The 15,640-nt window shown below is 57.6% G+C and carries 15 protein-coding genes; 13 read left to right on the top strand and 2 right to left on the bottom strand.

Annotation, left to right across the window (positions count from 1 at the left end; genetic code table 11):
• Nucleotides 1-153: 153 nt before the first annotated feature.
• On the bottom strand, nt 154-744 hold the full coding sequence (locus BED41_RS09370) for a recombinase family protein (protein WP_066745217.1): 591 nt from the start codon (nt 742-744) through the stop codon (nt 154-156).
• Nucleotides 745-1,163: 419 nt separating this feature from the next.
• Here BED41_RS09370 and BED41_RS09365 point away from each other — a divergent pair, with 419 nt between their 5' ends.
• The 4 genes from BED41_RS09365 to BED41_RS09350 are packed head-to-tail and all read left to right on the top strand — an operon-like array spanning nt 1,164 to nt 4,653.
• Complete coding sequence (locus tag BED41_RS09365) at nt 1,164-1,712, top strand: helix-turn-helix domain-containing protein (protein WP_066745214.1); 549 nt, start codon at nt 1,164-1,166, stop codon at nt 1,710-1,712.
• Nucleotides 1,713-1,744: 32 nt separating this feature from the next.
• The gene (locus BED41_RS09360) at nt 1,745-2,272 is read left to right on the top strand and encodes a hypothetical protein (protein WP_066745211.1); all 528 of its coding nucleotides are present in this window, start codon (nt 1,745-1,747) and stop codon (nt 2,270-2,272) included.
• 27 nt (nt 2,273-2,299) lie between these two features.
• Nucleotides 2,300-3,679 (top strand): sodium:solute symporter family protein, encoded by a 1,380-nt coding sequence (locus BED41_RS09355; RefSeq protein WP_066745208.1) that lies wholly within the window; start codon nt 2,300-2,302, stop codon nt 3,677-3,679.
• Nucleotides 3,680-3,708: 29 nt separating this feature from the next.
• A complete protein-coding gene (locus BED41_RS09350) occupies nt 3,709-4,653 on the top strand; it encodes a M14 family metallopeptidase (protein WP_066745204.1) in 945 nt (314 codons plus the stop codon).
• Between the two features lie 108 nt (nt 4,654-4,761).
• On the opposite strand, the gene cysS is transcribed toward BED41_RS09350, so the two are convergent.
• Nucleotides 4,762-6,168, bottom strand: coding sequence for a cysteine--tRNA ligase (gene cysS, locus BED41_RS09345; RefSeq protein ID WP_066745201.1), 1,407 nt, complete (start codon nt 6,166-6,168; stop codon nt 4,762-4,764).
• A gap of 91 nt (nt 6,169-6,259) precedes the next feature.
• On the opposite strand from cysS, the gene BED41_RS09340 reads away from it, so the two are divergent.
• From BED41_RS09340 to recR, 9 genes are all read left to right on the top strand, one after another.
• Complete coding sequence (locus BED41_RS09340; RefSeq protein ID WP_066745198.1) at nt 6,260-7,777, top strand: excinuclease ABC subunit UvrC; 1,518 nt, start codon at nt 6,260-6,262, stop codon at nt 7,775-7,777.
• Nucleotides 7,752-8,846 (top strand): bifunctional diaminohydroxyphosphoribosylaminopyrimidine deaminase/5-amino-6-(5-phosphoribosylamino)uracil reductase RibD, encoded by a 1,095-nt coding sequence (gene ribD / locus BED41_RS09335; RefSeq protein WP_066745195.1) that lies wholly within the window; start codon nt 7,752-7,754, stop codon nt 8,844-8,846. Before BED41_RS09340 ends, ribD begins: the two co-directional genes overlap by 26 nt.
• Nucleotides 8,828-9,493: a riboflavin synthase gene (locus BED41_RS09330; RefSeq protein ID WP_066745192.1), complete on the top strand. Its 666-nt coding sequence runs from the start codon at nt 8,828-8,830 to the stop codon at nt 9,491-9,493. The genes ribD and BED41_RS09330 overlap by 19 nt, the downstream gene beginning before the upstream one ends.
• 31 nt (nt 9,494-9,524) lie before the next feature.
• On the top strand, nt 9,525-10,769 hold the full coding sequence (locus BED41_RS09325; RefSeq protein WP_066745190.1) for a bifunctional 3,4-dihydroxy-2-butanone-4-phosphate synthase/GTP cyclohydrolase II: 1,245 nt from the start codon (nt 9,525-9,527) through the stop codon (nt 10,767-10,769).
• Nucleotides 10,770-10,840: 71 nt separating this feature from the next.
• Nucleotides 10,841-11,326 (top strand): 6,7-dimethyl-8-ribityllumazine synthase, encoded by a 486-nt coding sequence (gene ribH, locus BED41_RS09320; RefSeq protein ID WP_066745187.1) that lies wholly within the window; start codon nt 10,841-10,843, stop codon nt 11,324-11,326.
• A complete protein-coding gene (gene serS / locus BED41_RS09315; RefSeq protein ID WP_066745180.1) occupies nt 11,326-12,600 on the top strand; it encodes a serine--tRNA ligase in 1,275 nt (424 codons plus the stop codon). Before ribH ends, serS begins: the two co-directional genes overlap by 1 nt.
• A gap of 257 nt (nt 12,601-12,857) precedes the next feature.
• Nucleotides 12,858-14,609, top strand: coding sequence for a WecB/TagA/CpsF family glycosyltransferase (locus BED41_RS09310; RefSeq protein ID WP_066745178.1), 1,752 nt, complete (start codon nt 12,858-12,860; stop codon nt 14,607-14,609).
• Between the two features lie 66 nt (nt 14,610-14,675).
• A complete protein-coding gene (locus BED41_RS09305) occupies nt 14,676-14,987 on the top strand; it encodes a YbaB/EbfC family nucleoid-associated protein (protein ID WP_066745176.1) in 312 nt (103 codons plus the stop codon).
• A gap of 9 nt (nt 14,988-14,996) precedes the next feature.
• Nucleotides 14,997-15,596, top strand: coding sequence for a recombination mediator RecR (gene recR / locus BED41_RS09300; RefSeq protein ID WP_066745173.1), 600 nt, complete (start codon nt 14,997-14,999; stop codon nt 15,594-15,596).
• Nucleotides 15,597-15,640 lie beyond the last annotated feature (44 nt).

Below are 15,640 nucleotides of genomic sequence, written 5' to 3'. Positions count from 1 at the left end.
TACCTTTTTATCCGGATAGTTATTGACTTTTATATGGATTCGTTGTATTAATATTGAGACGCAGGATGAGGGATTTTGGCTTTTTTAAGGGGATAATATTGAATATTTGAGTGTGGCGAAAAAGGTACGCCTTTTTCGCCACGTTTCTATTTTTTAGCAGTTGGAAGCCCAGCGTTTAAATGTCATATGGTTGATCTTTAGACGCCGTGCGGCGGACCTGGCGGAGATTTCTCCGTTTTCCCAGGCGGCCTTGACCGCCGCGAACTCCGGCGGGCGGTCCTTTGGGCGGCGTCCGAGGTTGGCTCCACGTGCTCTTGCCGCGGCGATCCCTTCGGCCTGCCGCTGCCGGATAAATTTACGCTCTGTCTCCGCCACGTAGCTGAGCAGCTGCAGTACGATGTCGGCGATCAGGACGCCGGTGAGGTCGCGGTTCTGCCGCGTATCCAGAAGCGGCATGTCCAGGACGACGATCGCGGCCTCTTTTTCTTTCGTCAGTATTCGCCACTGTTCCAATATTTCATGATAATTGCGGCCCAGCCTGTCGATGCTTTTGATTATCAGGATGTCTCCCCGTTTCAGTTTTTTCATCAGCCTTTTGTAGCCCTGCCGCTCAAAATCCTTGCCCGACTGCTTGTCCAAGATGATGTTTTTCGCGGGCACGCCGTATTCCAGCATCGCCGCCCGCTGTCTCTCCTCGTTTTGTTCCTTTGATGAGACTCGTATGTATGCGTATTGATTTCCCATCCGCCACTCCTCCGATAAATAAATAGTTCTGCGTTATTTTTTTGACTTTACAAGTAAGAAAGTCTTTCACACACTATCATGTCAGCATTACTTTGTGTTTGTCTTTCTGGGGCATGCTTCTACCAATGACCGGCGGTTTTTAAAAGGGTGGTTTTTCTGTTTCTTGCTTAAAATGGCAGTGGGTAATGCCATTTAGTAGTACGCGCTTTATTTCCGATTTTATATTATTTAAGAAAATATGACGGCCATATGGCCCTCTTATATGTGTCTGTTGGTGGGCGGAAAGCTAATAAAATTAGGAGCAATATCTTCGCGGTACGTTGGATCTTTTTAACTTGACACAAGAAAAAATAATGCTATATTGTGTTTATTTCCTAATATGAAAATTTTCATGTTGGGAAAATAAAAGGAGCGGTCTTATGCACTTTGGAGAGACGATAAAATGCCACAGAAAAGAGAACGGCTGGACCCTCAAAGAGCTTTCTGAGAGGTGCGGGCTGTCGGTGGCGCAGCTCTCAAAGCTGGAGAATGAAAAATCCAGCGCGAGTATCGACAGTCTGCGGAAGCTGGCTAATGTCTTTCGGATACCTCTTTCGTCTATCACTCTGACGGAGTCGGAGCAGAAGCTGAGTCCGGTGCTGGACGGCGAGGGGTTTATCGTCAGGTGGTGCAGAAGGGGGGATGATAATGTCACTGTAAGGTACCTGACGCTCAACAGGGAGGCCAGGATGCAGCCGATGATCGTTACGATCCCGGCAGGTATGGATACCGGGGCCTCAAAATCCCATCCTGGCGACGAGTTTTTTTACGTGCTAGATGGCAGGGTGCGTTTCTTTTACGGAGATGAGGCCTTTGATGTGAAAAGGGGCGATTTTATCTATTATAACGGCCTTTTTCAGCACCATTGGCAGAATATGTCCGATAGTGAGGCGCGCATCATGACCTGTAACGACCCGCCAGTAATGTAGCAGAAAATATGAGAGAGGACGCGATTTGTCTTATGTGTACCACTAGGATCAACGAATATATGGAAAAAATTGCGCTGGACGCCCCCGTGTCGCCGGAATATCTGGCGAGCGCGGTCGCCGGAGCGATAAAGGACAGAGCTTTGCTTTTTTATTTTACCTGGAAAACGCTGCAGGATATGCACCCCGAGATAGACGCCGACGCCGTGATGGCGGAGGCCTCGCGCAGGCTTGGCGAGTACAAGGCGCCGAATCTTGGCAAGGTTGAGGACGCGGAGGATGCGGTGCTGAATCAGACCTCCAAAGCTGGGATGCTCGCCTTTGACCAGGAGATAACCAAGCTTACGCCGGAGGAGTCGATAAAGGTTATCCGCCGCTGCCCTCATATCGAAGCCTTTGAAGAGCTGGGATGCTCCAAGGAGGAGCGGATAAAGCTCTGCACCAAGCTGCTTATGCCCCTCGACTTCGCGCTTCTTGCCCCCTACGAGAAGGTCCGCCTTGAATTCCCGAAGAACCTTGCCGCGGACGATGTTTGTGTAATGTGCACCAAGACCGCTGAATAACAATTATCCTTTGGAGGTTTTCTTGCTATGTATTTGGCAGCTATTCTTATCTATCTTTTTGCGCTTCTCGCCGTCGGAGCCTGGCTCGCCAGAAGGGTCAAGGACTCGAAAAGCTTTTTGGTCGCCGATAGGGCGCTCCCGTGGTATGTCAGCACCGGTACGATCGTCGCCACCTTTATGGGCGCCGGTTCGCTCATCGGCGCGGCGGGGCTGGCCTACAAAGTCGGCCTCTCCGCGATGTGGATGGACATCGGCGGTATCCTGGCAATTGTGGCGCTGGCCTTTATCGCCGGCCGTATCCGCCGTTTTGAGGGGCTGACCACGCCCGAGATACTCGGCGTCCGCTTCAACGAACCGACCCGCCTCGTGGCCGCGCTGATCATCATCGCGGCGGAGACGGCGATCGTCGGTTATCAGATACGCGCGGGCGCCTATGTCCTCAAACTCGTCGCCGGTGTTGAGAGCGGCACGGGGATGATCATCACGGCGGCCTTTATCATCGGTTATACCATGTTTGCGGGAATGCTCTCCGTGGCTTATACCGACCTTATCCAGGGAGTGACGATCATCCTGGCGCTTCTCATCGGCGCGCCGTTTGTGATCGAGGCCGCCGGCGGGATGTCCGCCGTGGCCGCCTCGCTGCCTCCCGAGAGACTCAGCCTTCTTGGCAGCTCGTTCCGCGACGCGATGAAGGTGCTCTTTCCGACCTTCTGTCTAGTATTCGTTATGCAGCCGATATGGCAGCGTATCTTCTCCTGCAGGGATGAGAAGACATGCCGTATCGCCGTCTCTGCCAGCGTTCCCGCACTGATATTCCTCGTGGCGATACTGGCCTTTACCGCGACGATCGGCGCCGTGGTCCTGCCCAACCTGGAGGACGGCGGCACGGTAATCATCGCGCTGGCGGCCCACACGCTGCCCCCGGTAATCGGCGTGGTTATGCTCTGCGCCGCCGTGGCGGTGATCGTCTCCACGGGAGACTCGATGCTGCTCTCCGCCTCCTCTAATATCATCAACGACATCTACCTGCGCTATATCAATCCAAAGGCGGAAGAGAAACGTATCCTTTTATATACGCGCCTTGTAGTGCTCTGCTTGGGAATCCTCGCGCTGATACAGATACAGTACTTCCCGTCGATACTGGCGATGGTCATCTACGCCTATACGATGGAGGGCGGACTGGCGCCGGCCCTCATCGCGGCCTTCTATTGGAAGCGGGCCACGCCGATCGCCGGACTGGTCTGCGTGCTTTCCGCGGGCGTGACGACCGTAACATGGGAGGCCATGGGCATGCCATTCGGCATCGACACCTCGTTTATGACGATCCTGGTTTCCACGGCGCTGCTTATCGTCGTCAGCTATGTGACGCCGGCTCCGACGGAGCAGCAGCTGAGCAGCTTTAAATAGAGATCATTTGTCGAAAGAGGGGACCCAAAATGGGAGAAAAAAAGACTGAGATCATACGTTTTGAGACGCCGTGCGGGAAGGAGCTCTTTTTCCCGGTAGCCACCGTGACCGGCAATAACCCCGGCCCGGCTGCGGTCATCACGGCCGGCGTGCACGGCTGCGAATATCCGGGGATAGTCTCTGCGATAAGGCTTTTCAAGGAGCTGACGCCGGAAGATGTCAACGGCAGCGTTAAGATCGTGACCATAACGAGCACCGCGGCCTTTGAGGAGAGGAGCATGTTCGTCACCCCTTATGACAAGATGAACCCCAACCGGGTCTTTCCCGGCAGGGCCGACGGCAGCTACAGCGAGGTGCTGACCTACAGGGCGATGGAGCTGATCGCCGGCGCCGATTATCATATGGACCTGCACGGCGGCGATATGGTGGAGGACCTCGACCCGTTCTCGATATACCACAGGGGCGATTCCAAAGAGCTTAACGATCTTTCGTATGATATCACCCACTATTATGGCCTGCCCAATGTGGTCGTCACCGAGAAGGGCGGACTGTGGCCCGACGACGGCACCACATACGCTAACGTCTCGGAGAGGCTGCACATACCCTCGGCGATAGTTGAGGTGGGGGCGATGGGCGTACTTGACGAACCTTCTGTGCAGAAGCACCTTTTCGGCCTGAAAAACGTCCTGCGGAAGTTCGGGACGCTGAAGGGCGAAGTTTCCCCGGTCACGCCGCCTGAGATATTCGAAAACATGGCGTGGGTCTACACCGGGCAGAAGGGTATTTTCTACATGAACGTCAAGGTCGGCGATTATGTTAAAAAGGGAGATACCATCGGCGTGCTTGAGGATTACTTCGGTAACTACCTGGAGACCGTGGCCTCTCCCGTGGACGGCAAAGCCCTCTTCCTTACGGGGAATCCGGCGATGAAGGAGCACGGCCTCGTCGCGGGGATCGGAGTATCGGAGAAATAGGGTAATCGTAATATTGAGATAAAGATGAGAGGGACACTGTTTCACCGCGTCCCTCTCATCTTTTATTTATTGCTGATGTCTCCCTGCCGTTGGCGTTTTCCTTCCGGCCTAGAGGGTCTTTTTCCAGCGCGGCCCCTGCGGGGTGTCTTCGATCACGATCCCTTTGGCCGCAAGCAGGTCGCGGATCTCGTCGGAGCGCTTGAAGTTTTTCGCTTTGCGCGCCTCGGTGCGCTCCGCCACGAGCGCGTCGATCTCGGCGTCGCCGTCCTCCTCCTGTTTTTTTTCGGGGAGGTAGCCGAGGATGTCGTCGGTTCTCTCGAAGAAGGCCTTCGCCTCGGTCAGCGCCTCTTTGTCTATCTCCTGATGCTCGGTCAGGTGTACGTTGATCGCTCGCACCATTTCAAAGATGCAGCCGACGGCCCCCGCGGTGTTGAAATCGTCGTCCATCGCGGCGGCAAATCCCTCTTCCGCGGCCTTTACCGCCGTGCGCAGGGTCTCGTCGGCCTCGCCGGCGGCCCTGTTGTCGAGCGCGAAGAGCATGTCCGCGTAGCAGTTGTGGAGCCTCTCGAGCGCCGCCTTCGCCTGTTCAAGCCCCTCATGTGAGAAGTTGAGCGGCGAACGGTAGTGGACGCTCATGAGGAAGAATCGCAGCACCAGCGGGTTGACCTTCTGACGCACGTCGCGCACGGTGAGGAAGTTGCCGAGCGACTTTGACATCTTCTCCTTGTCGATGAGCAAATAGGCGTTGTGGAGCCAGTACCTGACGAACTGGGCTTCGTTGGCGCACTCGGACTGCGCGATCTCGTTTTCATGGTGGGGGAAGATGAGGTCGCTGCCGCCGCCGTGGATGTCTATCGTCTTGCCGAGGTATTTGGTCGACATCGCGCTGCATTCGATATGCCAGCCGGGGCGGCCTGGGCCCCAGGGACTCTCCCAAGCCGGTTCTCCTGGCTTCGCGGCCTTCCAGAGCGCGAAGTCGAGCGGCTGCTGTTTGCGTTCGTCGACGTCGATGCGCGCCCCGGAGAGCAGCTCGTCGATGCTCTGCTTGGAGAGTTTGCCGTACTCATTGAAGCTCGCAACGTTGAAGTAGACGTCGCCGTCTACCTCGTAGGCATGCCCCTTTTCAATAAGCGTCTCAATGATCTCTATGATCGCCGCGATCTCGTGCGTGGCGCGTGGGTTGACCGTCGCGCGGCGGATGCCGAGGGCGTCGGCGTCCTTGTAGTATTCGGCGATGAAGCGTTCCGCGAGTTCGGCGACCGTGATGCCGTCCTCGTTGGCGCGCTTTATCATCTTATCGTCGATGTCGGTGAAGTTCTGAACGTACTTTACCTCATAGCCGAGGCTTTCGAGATAACGCCTGAAGACGTCGAACATCACGAAGGGTCTCGCGTTCCCTATATGGAAGAAATTGTAGACCGTCGGTCCGCAGACGTAGAAACGGACCCTGCCCTCTTCGAGCGGGACAAATTTTTCCTTTGTTCTCGTTAGATCGTTATATACTGCCAATGCCACCTTTAAGCACCTCCGCGTTACTTCTTACACATTATTGTGATATCCTATACCATGTGGTGGCGTACTGCAATCACAGAAAGGATAAATTTTTTTGAATAAAGAAGAATTGATAAAATTTGTAAAGGGCTTTCCCGACAAGCCCGGCGTCTACCTCATGCGCGACGGCCACGGGGAGATCATATATATCGGCAAGGCAAAATCCCTTAAGAAGAGGGTCTCATCTTACTTTCGCCACAGCAACTTCGCCTCGCCGCGGCTGCGCAAGCTCGTCGCGACGATACGCGACATTTCGACGATGCGCACCGAGAGCGAGATCGAGGCGCTGATACTGGAAAACAGGCTGATAAAGCTCTATCAGCCATTTTTTAACGTGGACCTCAAGATGAACGAGCGCTACGCCTACATAAAGATCACCGCGGAGAAGTACCCGCGTATCGTGGTCACGCGTATCAAGCTCGACGACGGGGCGGTCTATATCGGCCCCTATGTCCGCGTGCAGGAGGTGCGCGCCCTGCTGCGGCTCGTGGAGCGTTATCTGCCTCTGCGCTCGTGCAAGAGCGAATTAGCGCGTCCGGTGAACGGCAGGCCCTGTATGAAGTACTCTCTGGGCCGCTGTCTCGCGCCCTGCTGCGGCCTCTGTTCGGAGCACGAGTACCGCGACCGCGTCGCCGACGTCGTGCTGCTTTTACAGGGGCAGGGGGCGGAGCTTATCGAGAGGCTGCGCCGCCGTATGGACAGGGCGGCGCGCGAGATGCGTTTTGAGGAGGCGGCGCACCTGCGCGATACGATCCGCGCGATATGGCGCGTCAGCCGCCAGCAGCATACGATTCCGGACATCCCATCGGGGCAGGACAATTTCTTCGAGGTGCTGAACGCGATGCAAAAGGCCTTTGAGCTGCCGATCCTCCCCTGGCGTATCGACGGCTTTGATATTTCGCACAGCGCGGGGGAGTACACCGTCGGTGTCGCCGTGGTCTTTGAGCAGGGATATCCGAACCCCTCGCTGTACAGAAAGTTTAATATTAAAACGGTGGAGGGGATTGACGACTTCCGTTCGATGCGGGAGACGCTGACGCGCCGCTACAGCCGCTGCCTTGAGGGGCAGGAGCCGCTGCCGCAGCTGATTCTGATCGACGGCGGCCCAGTGCAGCTCGACTTCGCGATGCAGGCCCTCGACGGCCTTGGCATCCACAACATCCCGATAATTTCGCTTGCGAAGGAGTTTGAGGAGGTCTATCTTCCGAACCGTAAGGAGCCGATACGACTGGATCACACCGACCCGGTGCTGCGTCTGCTCCAGCATGTGCGCGACGAGTCGCATCGTTTCGCGATAACCTCGCACCGGACGCGGCGCGCCCAGAGCTTCAAGCGGAGCAAAATAGAAGAGGTTTCCGGCATTGGCAAAGCGAAGGCCGCGATGCTCATCACGAAGTTTGGCAGCGTGAGGGCGATAAGAGATCTCCCCGCCGAGGAGCTGGCCGCCGCGCCGGGAATCGGACCGGCGCTGGCGAAGAGGATACTGGCAAAGCTGAATGAAGACGGCGATGAAAATATAAATAACATGCCGGGGGAGGAGACTGTGGATGCCGCTGCCAAAGAGCAAAATTGACGAATATTATATGAACTGCGCGCTGGAGCTGGCGCGCAACGGACGCCGGTGCAGCCCCAACCCGCGCGTCGGCTGCGTCATTGTGCGCGGCGGCGAGATAATCGGGCGCGGCTGGCACGATATATGCGGCGGCCCGCACGCCGAGGTGGAGGCGGTACGCGACGCGGGCGGCGACATCGCGGAGGCGGAGGTCTATGTGACGCTCGAACCCTGTTCGCACTACGGCAAGACGCCGCCCTGCGCCGATATGCTCGTGGAGCACAGGCCGAAGCGCGTTGTCGCTGGGATGACCGACCCGAATCCGCGGGTCGCTGGCCGGGGGCTGGAGAAGCTCAGGGCCGCCGGCATCGAGGTGAAGAGCGGCGTACTTGAGAAAGAGTGCAAATGGATGAACAGAGGCTTTATCAGACGGATGTCGCAGGCCCGTCCGTGGGTGACGGTGAAGTGCGCCGCCTCGCTTGACGGCCGGGTGGCGCTGTCAAACGGCGAGAGCCGGTGGGTCACGGGGACGGAGGCCCGCGTCTGCGTGCACCGGATGCGGGCGGAGAACGACGCCGTGCTTACTGGCGTGGGCACGGTCATCGCCGACGACCCGCTGCTTACGGTGCGCGACGCGCCGGGCGAGACGCCGCTGCGCGTGATCCTTGACCGTGAGCTGCGCACGCCGCCGGAGTCAAAGATACTGGCGGGCGGCGCGGTGATCTTCACGACGGAGGCCGCGCCGGAGGAGAGGATTCCCGCGCTCTCCGCGGCGGGAGCCGTCGTGGAGAGCATACCGAATGGCGCGCCCTTCCTCGGTGAAGCGCTGAAGAGGCTCTGCGCGATGGATGTGAACTATCTGATGGTCGAGGCGGGGGCGGGTGTCACATCCGCCTTCATAAAAGAGGGGCTCTGCGACGAACTGGCGTTGTTCCTCGCGCCAAAGCTCATGGGCCGCGGCCTCTCATATACTGACGGGCTGGAGTTTTCCTCAATGGCGGAGGTCCCGCGGCTGAGGGATATAAAATATACAAATTGCGGAGAAGATCTGCTGATAAGGGGTGTTTTTGAATGTTCACCGGACTTATAGAGACGATCGGTACGGTCGTTTCGATAATGCCGTCGGGCGAAGTGGTGGAGCTGACGGTCCAGGCTCCCGCGATCGCCTCCGAGCTGCGGCTCGGCGATTCGGTATCGCTCTCGGGCGCCTGCAACACCGTGACCTTCTTCGACGCCAATTCGTTTAAGGTGCAGATGATGCCGGAGACGCAGGCCCGCACCAAGCTGGGGCGCCTGAAGACCGGCTCTCCCGTCAATCTTGAGCGCGCGATGCGGCTGGACTCGCGGCTGGACGGTCATCTCGTCGCGGGCCATGTGGACGGCATGGCGAGCGTCTCCAAGATAGAGTCGCTGGATAAGACAAAAAAGATATACTTCTCCGCGCCGGAGGAGATACTTGGGGGGATCGTGGAGAAGGGCTCCGTCACGATAGACGGCGTAAGCCTCACTGTGATCGACGCCGAGAGGGATTTCTTCTCCGTCGGCGTGATTCCGACGACCCTCGCGGAGACGACGCTCAAAGATCTGAAGGCTGGCGACGTCGTCAACATCGAAACCGATATGATCGGCAAGTATATAAAAAAATTCATGGAGGCCGCATTCTGTGAAAAAAACGGCGGCGAAAAGGTGAAAAATTCGTTAACTTGGGATAAACTTACTGAGTATGGCTGGAACTGACGGAGTTGTCTCCGATAATGGAGGGGAAAAGATGTTCAACACGATAGAAGAAGCGATCGCCGACATTCAGGCTGGTAAGATGGTGATCGTCGTCGACGACGAGAACCGCGAGAACGAGGGAGACCTCGTGATGGCGGCGGACCACTGCCGGACGGAAGATATAAATTACATGATAAACAAAGCGCGCGGGCTCGTCTGTGTGCCGCTGTCGTGCCAGCAGGCACAGCGGCTCGAACTCACGCCGATGGTCGAGCACAACACGGACGCTCACGGCACTGCCTTCACCGTCACCGTCGACCACCTGCGCGGCACGACGACCGGAATTTCGGCGGAGGAGCGCGCCTTTACAGCGCGCGCTCTCGCGCAGCCGGAGTCGCTGGCGGGGGATTTTCGCCGCCCGGGCCACATATTCCCGCTCATCGCGCGTCCCGGAGGCGTTTTGCAGCGCGCCGGGCACACGGAGGCGGCGGTGGATCTCACGCGTCTCGCGGGGCTTCACCCCGCGGGCGTCATCTGCGAGATAATTAACGACGACGGCAGCATGGCGCGTCTGCCGCAGCTTGTGGAGTTCGCGAAAAAAGAGGGCTTGAAGATAATCACGGTAGAAGAGCTCATCCGTTACCGCGTCATCCGTGAGAAGTTCGTAAAAAAAGAGGTCGCCGTCCATATGCCGACGCAGTGGGGAGACTTCACCTGCCACGTATATACGAGCCCCTACGGGGATAACCCCGGCGCCGTCCATCTGGCGCTCGTTAAGGGGGACCTCTCCGGCGACGAGCCGGTGCTCACGCGGGTCCACTCGGAGTGCTTCACGGGGGACTTGCTCGGCTCGCTGCGCTGCGACTGCGGCCCGCAGCTGCATACCGCGATGTCGATGATCGAGAAGGAGGGGCGCGGCGTGCTGCTCTATCTGCGTCAGGAGGGGCGCGGCATCGGCCTGCTCGCGAAGCTCAAGGCATACGACCTTCAGGACAAGGGACTCGACACCGTCGAGGCGAATCTCGCCCTCGGCTTCGCGCCCGACCAGCGCGACTATGGCGTAGGCGCGCAGATACTGGCCGATCTGGGGCTTAAAAAGCTGCGTCTGATGACGAACAACCCCGTCAAGATAACGGGACTCGCGGGCTACGGCCTTGAGATCACGGAGCGCGTGCCGATAGAGATCGCGCCGAACCCCTACAATGAACGCTATATGAACACGAAGATCTGCAAGATGGGACACATGCTCAACAACGAACGGGAGTACGGCTGCAAGGACTGCGCCATGCACAAGTGATCCGCCGCCCACCGGCGGGCGGAGAATTTAATAAATTTTAATAAAAATATTTTTTACGGGAGGAATTTTTAATGCGCATCATTCAGGGAGATATGATTGGCAGCGGTCTGCGGTTTGCGATAATCGGCTCACGTTTCAACGAACTTATCACCTCGAAGCTGATCGAGGGAGCCAAGGACGCGCTCACGCGCCACGGGGTAAGCTATCAGGATATAGACCTCTATTGGACCCCCGGCGCCTGGGAGCAGCCGGTAGTGGCGAAGGAGATCGCGCTTCTCGGCAAATATGACGCGATCATCACGCTCGGCGCAGTTATCCGCGGCGACACCACCCACCACGAATATGTGGCGGGCGAGGCGGCGAAGGGGCTCGCCCATGTAGGGCTTGAGCACCGCGTGCCGGTGGCCTTCGGCATCCTCACCTGCGACAACCTCGAGCAGGCTCTTATGCGCTCCGGCAGCAAGGCGGGCAACAAGGGAGCAGAGGCGGCGCTGGCCGCGCTTGAGACGGCGAAGCTGATGAGCGAGATACGCGGTACCGGGGAGGCGCGGGATTAATGCTTGATACGAAATGGGTTCGCGAACATTATGACGAACTGGCGGAGATGCTCGCTTCGCGCAATAACGCCTTTCCGCTCGACCGTTACAAGGAGCTTGACGAGGAGCGCCGCAGGGTACTTCTCGAGGTAGAGAAGCTCAAGGAGCGCCGCAACGCCGGCTCCAAAGAGGTCGGTATCAGGAAAAAGGCCGGCGAGGATACCGAGGCTCTGCAGAATGAGATTCGTGAGCTAGGCGAAGAGATAAAGAAGTTTGACGACAAGGCGAACAAGATAGAGAGCGAGCTGGACGAACTTGCGCTGCGTATCCCGAACCGCCCGCACGCGAGCGTGCCCAAGGGCAAAGACGAGAACGACAATATAGAGATGCGCCGCTGGGGCACTCCGCGCGAATTTGACTTCGAGCCGAAGCCCCACTGGGATCTCGGCGAGGCGCTGGGGGTCATGGACTTCGACCGCGGCGTGAAGATCGCCGAGAGCCGCTTTACGGTGCTCAAAGGCGCCGGCGCGCGTCTCGAACGCGGACTGATGAACTTCATGCTCGACCTGCACACGACGCAGCACGGTTTTACCGAGGTCGCGCCGCCCGCGCTCGTCAACTCAAAGACGATGACCGGCACGGGGCAGCTTCCGAAGTTTGCCGACGACCTTTACCGCTGTCTTAACGACGACCTCTGGCTCATCCCGACCGCCGAGGTCCCGCTGACGAACCTGCACTCGGGCGAGACCTTCAAAGAGTCCGACCTGCCGAAATACTTCTGCGCCTTCACGCCCTGCTTCCGCCGCGAGGCGGGCAGCTACGGCCGTGATATGCGCGGAATGCTGCGCCAGCACCAGTTCGACAAGGTCGAGATGGTGAAGCTCTCGACGCCTGAGAAGAGCTACGACGAGCTGGAGCACATGACGAACTGCGCGGAAAAGGTGCTGCAGCTTCTCGGCATTCCCTACCGCGTGATCGTCCTCTGCACCGGCGATACGGGCTTCGGCGCCGCCAAGACCTATGACATCGAGGTCTGGCTGCCCTCGCAGAATACCTATCGCGAGATCAGCTCCTGCAGCAACTGCGAGGACTTCCAGGCGCGCCGTATGGGAATAAAGTACAAGCCCGCCGACGGCGGCAAGGCGCGCTTCATCCACACGCTGAACGGCTCCGGCCTCGCGATCGGCCGCACGCTTATCGCGCTCATGGAGAACTATCAGAACGCCGACGGTTCGATAACGGTACCGGAGGCGCTGCGTCCCTATGTCGGAGGCCTGGAGAGGGTCTCACGGTAGCGCTAAAATAAAATGATCAGCAAAAGAGGCCGCGGGAGAAATTTTATCTTGCGGCTTCTCTGTTTTATGATACGATATACGGAAGCACGCCGGTTATGGGGACGACTGATGTAATTGTCCTTCCCTGTGCGGTGAATGCGGTAAATTATTCCTCAGCCATAATCAGTACGGCTGAGAGTTGTGTATATGGTTTTTATTGGCTTTTTATTATGGTTATGACGGCTTTATTTTTTATGTGACGGGAGCAGGGCTTTATTATGTTTAACAGCTCATATGGGACAACGGTGATCATGGTCGCGATGGTCGCATTGATCTGTATCTCGATACAGAAGTTTTTTAAAAAATACCTTGAAAGCGACCAATACTACTATCTGAAAGATATAACGCTGGTAGGTGCGTGGGCTCTCTGCGGCATCTGGATGCCTGACGGCCCGCTGCGCATTACCGTCGCCGCCGGCGTCGCCTCGGCCTGCATCGGATTCTGCCAGCGGGCGACGAAGGGCAAAAATCTGCGCTTCCTCTATTTTCTCGTAGGCCTCGTCTTTTCTCTCTTCGGACCGCGCATCGCCTTTATTGAATTTGCTAACGGAGAATACTATTACCTCTCGTACTTCGCCTCGGTCGCCATCAGCACCCTCTGGGTGGGGATATTTCCCATCTTCTTCCAGGAGATCGACGAGATACCGGGGCTCTGCGGCCTGCTGCTCACCGTAAGCTGGACGATGATCTCTGTGGTCATCCTCTCCTCTTCGCAGAGCCTTCACGACGCCTCGCAGATCTGTATGATCGGGCTTGTGCTGCTGCTTGTATTCTGGAGCCGCCACATCTACGCCTATCGCCGGCTCACCGAGCCGCTTACTGGGCTTTGGGGTACGCTCTTCGCGGGGCTCTCGATCCTCGGCGTCAGCAAGGGGATAACCTTTTATACCCTTGCGCTGCTGCCGCTGGGCTTTTTCGCCCTTCCGATAACGGAGACTTCTATGGGGGTTATCAGCGCCGCCCTCTCTCCGCGGCCTACCGGCAACCTCATTCTTTACCGAAAGCTCATCACGCGCGGCCATACGCACCCGGTCGCGATATATCTCGTCGTCACGGTCTGCGCCGTCCTTGGCTGTCTCGTCTCCGCGATCCAGCTTGGGATGCCTGACTTTCTCTATCTTCTGGCCGCCGTCGGCGGCGTATCCGGGGTGATCTGGGTGGTATACACATTTAAATACAAGCGGGCGAAGATGAACGGCGAGTGCCGGAAGCCGGGACTCTGGGGAGTCACCGTCGACAACATCTCGCTCAACTACGCTCTTACTAAGGTTCAGCACTGGATAAAGACCGAACGTACGCCGCATATCATCGTTACCCCCGACGCGCTCGCGGCGCTGCGCAGCCGCACAGACGAAAACTACCGGCGCATAGTGCGCGGCGCGGGGCTTGTCCTGCCGGACGGCGCGGGGCTAATCGGCGCGCTTAAGCTTATCGGGACCCCTATACAGGAACGCATCCCCGGTGTAGAATTCACCGAACATCTTTGCCGCCGCGCCGCCTACGAGGGCTGGCGCGTCTGGATGCTCGGAGGCGCGCCCGGAGTCGCCGAAACGGCGGCTGAGAGGCTGGCGGAGAAGTTCCCCGGCCTTACGGTCTCCGGTACCTGCGACGGCTTCTTCAAGCCCGAAGATACGGATGAGATATGCGCCGCGATACGCAGAGCGGAGACGGATATACTTTTTGTGGGACTCGGCGTGCCGAAGCAGGAATACTGGCTTGAGGAGTACCTCGGAAAGACCGGCGCTGTCGTCGGTATGGGAATAGGCGGCAGCATGGACGTCATCTCCGGCAGGCTGACGCGTGCGCCGAAGATATGGCAGAAGGTCGGCATGGAGTGGCTCTACCGCGTGATACAGGAGCCGTGGCGCTGGCGCAGGCTTACAAAGCTGCCGCTCTTCGTCTGGTATCTTGTTCTGACATATCTGCATATCGACAGCTATAAAAATGACGATATTAAGGTCGATAAGTAGTTTATCCGAGAATTTAGCGATAAAGTGTGCTATTTTATAGTAGAAATTGAAAGGATTGATCTGTAAATGAAGATGGATAAGATAATCAAACAGGCTCAGAGAATGCAGGCGCAGATGGCGCTGGCGCAGGAGGAGCTGCAGAACGCGGTTCTTGAGGGCGCGGCAGGCGGCGGCGCCGTGAAGGCGACGGCCAACGGCCACGGCGACATCCTTTCCATTACGATAGATAAAGAGGTTGTGAATCCCGACGACGTGGAGATGCTCGAGGATCTCGTGCTTGGCGCCGTCAAAGAGGCGATCTCGAAATCGAAGGAGCTCTCGAACGACAAGATGAACTCTGTGACCGGCGGTATGGGCGGCTTACCCGGACTTATGTAGAGGCCGTAATTGTCTCTCCCAGGTCCCGTTCAGAAACTGATAAAACAGTGGAGCAAACTGCCGGGCGTCGGTGAAAAGACGGCGCGCCGGATGGTCTTTCATCTGCTCAGGCAGGAGCCTGGGCAGATAAAAGATTTTGGTAACGCGGTCATCGCGCTGACGGAAAACATCCGCCGCTGCAGCGTCTGCGGCGCGATCACTGATGTTGACCCCTGTCCCATCTGTACCGACCCGATACGGAACAGGAAGCTGCTCTGCATAGTGGAAAGCGAAGAAGACTGCGTCGCGATGGAGCAGGCGGGAATCTTCAACGGTATATATCATGTTCTCGGCGGCAGGCTTTCGCCGCTTGACGACGAGGAGATACCGGAGGAGAGTATTGAACGCATGCGGCAGCGTGTCGAGGAGGGCGGAATAGAGGAGATAATCCTCGCCACCGCCCCGCGTATAGAGGGAGACCTCACGGCCTACGCGATACAGGAGGCGCTTGAGGGGCTGCCGGTGAAGATATCCCGCCTCTCCTACGGGCTTCCCGTGGGCGGCAGCATCGGTTTCGCGGACCGTGTAACGCTGCATATGGCTATGGAGTCCAGAAAGGAGATGAGCTGATTTCGCAAAGACAGTGTGAGTATGTTTCGCGCAATAACGGACTG

It is taken from the genome of Cloacibacillus porcorum (assembly GCF_001701045.1).
GTDB lineage: Bacteria > Synergistota > Synergistia > Synergistales > Synergistaceae > Cloacibacillus > Cloacibacillus porcorum.
Note: the sequence above shows the minus strand (reverse complement) of the source record. Positions and strands in the feature narration are given on the sequence as shown.

Bases quoted from the DNA above. Each gene is read 5' to 3' on its own strand.
- BED41_RS09365 (WP_066745214.1), top strand. From the start codon at position 1,164: ATGCACTTTGGAGAGACGATAAAATGCCACAGAAAAGAGAACGGCTGG.
- BED41_RS09310 (WP_066745178.1), top strand. From the start codon at position 12,858: ATGTTTAACAGCTCATATGGGACAACGGTGATCATGGTCGCGATGGTC.
- BED41_RS09355 (WP_066745208.1), top strand. From the start codon at position 2,300: ATGTATTTGGCAGCTATTCTTATCTATCTTTTTGCGCTTCTCGCCGTC.
- BED41_RS09360 (WP_066745211.1), top strand. From the start codon at position 1,745: ATGTGTACCACTAGGATCAACGAATATATGGAAAAAATTGCGCTGGAC.
- BED41_RS09330 (WP_066745192.1), top strand. From the start codon at position 8,828: ATGTTCACCGGACTTATAGAGACGATCGGTACGGTCGTTTCGATAATG.
- BED41_RS09370 (WP_066745217.1), bottom strand. From the start codon at position 744: ATGGGAAATCAATACGCATACATACGAGTCTCATCAAAGGAACAAAAC.
- BED41_RS09305 (WP_066745176.1), top strand. From the start codon at position 14,676: ATGAAGATGGATAAGATAATCAAACAGGCTCAGAGAATGCAGGCGCAG.
- BED41_RS09350 (WP_066745204.1), top strand. From the start codon at position 3,709: ATGGGAGAAAAAAAGACTGAGATCATACGTTTTGAGACGCCGTGCGGG.
- serS (WP_066745180.1), top strand. From the start codon at position 11,326: ATGCTTGATACGAAATGGGTTCGCGAACATTATGACGAACTGGCGGAG.
- ribD (WP_066745195.1), top strand. From the start codon at position 7,752: ATGCCGCTGCCAAAGAGCAAAATTGACGAATATTATATGAACTGCGCG.
- BED41_RS09325 (WP_066745190.1), top strand. From the start codon at position 9,525: ATGTTCAACACGATAGAAGAAGCGATCGCCGACATTCAGGCTGGTAAG.
- ribH (WP_066745187.1), top strand. From the start codon at position 10,841: ATGCGCATCATTCAGGGAGATATGATTGGCAGCGGTCTGCGGTTTGCG.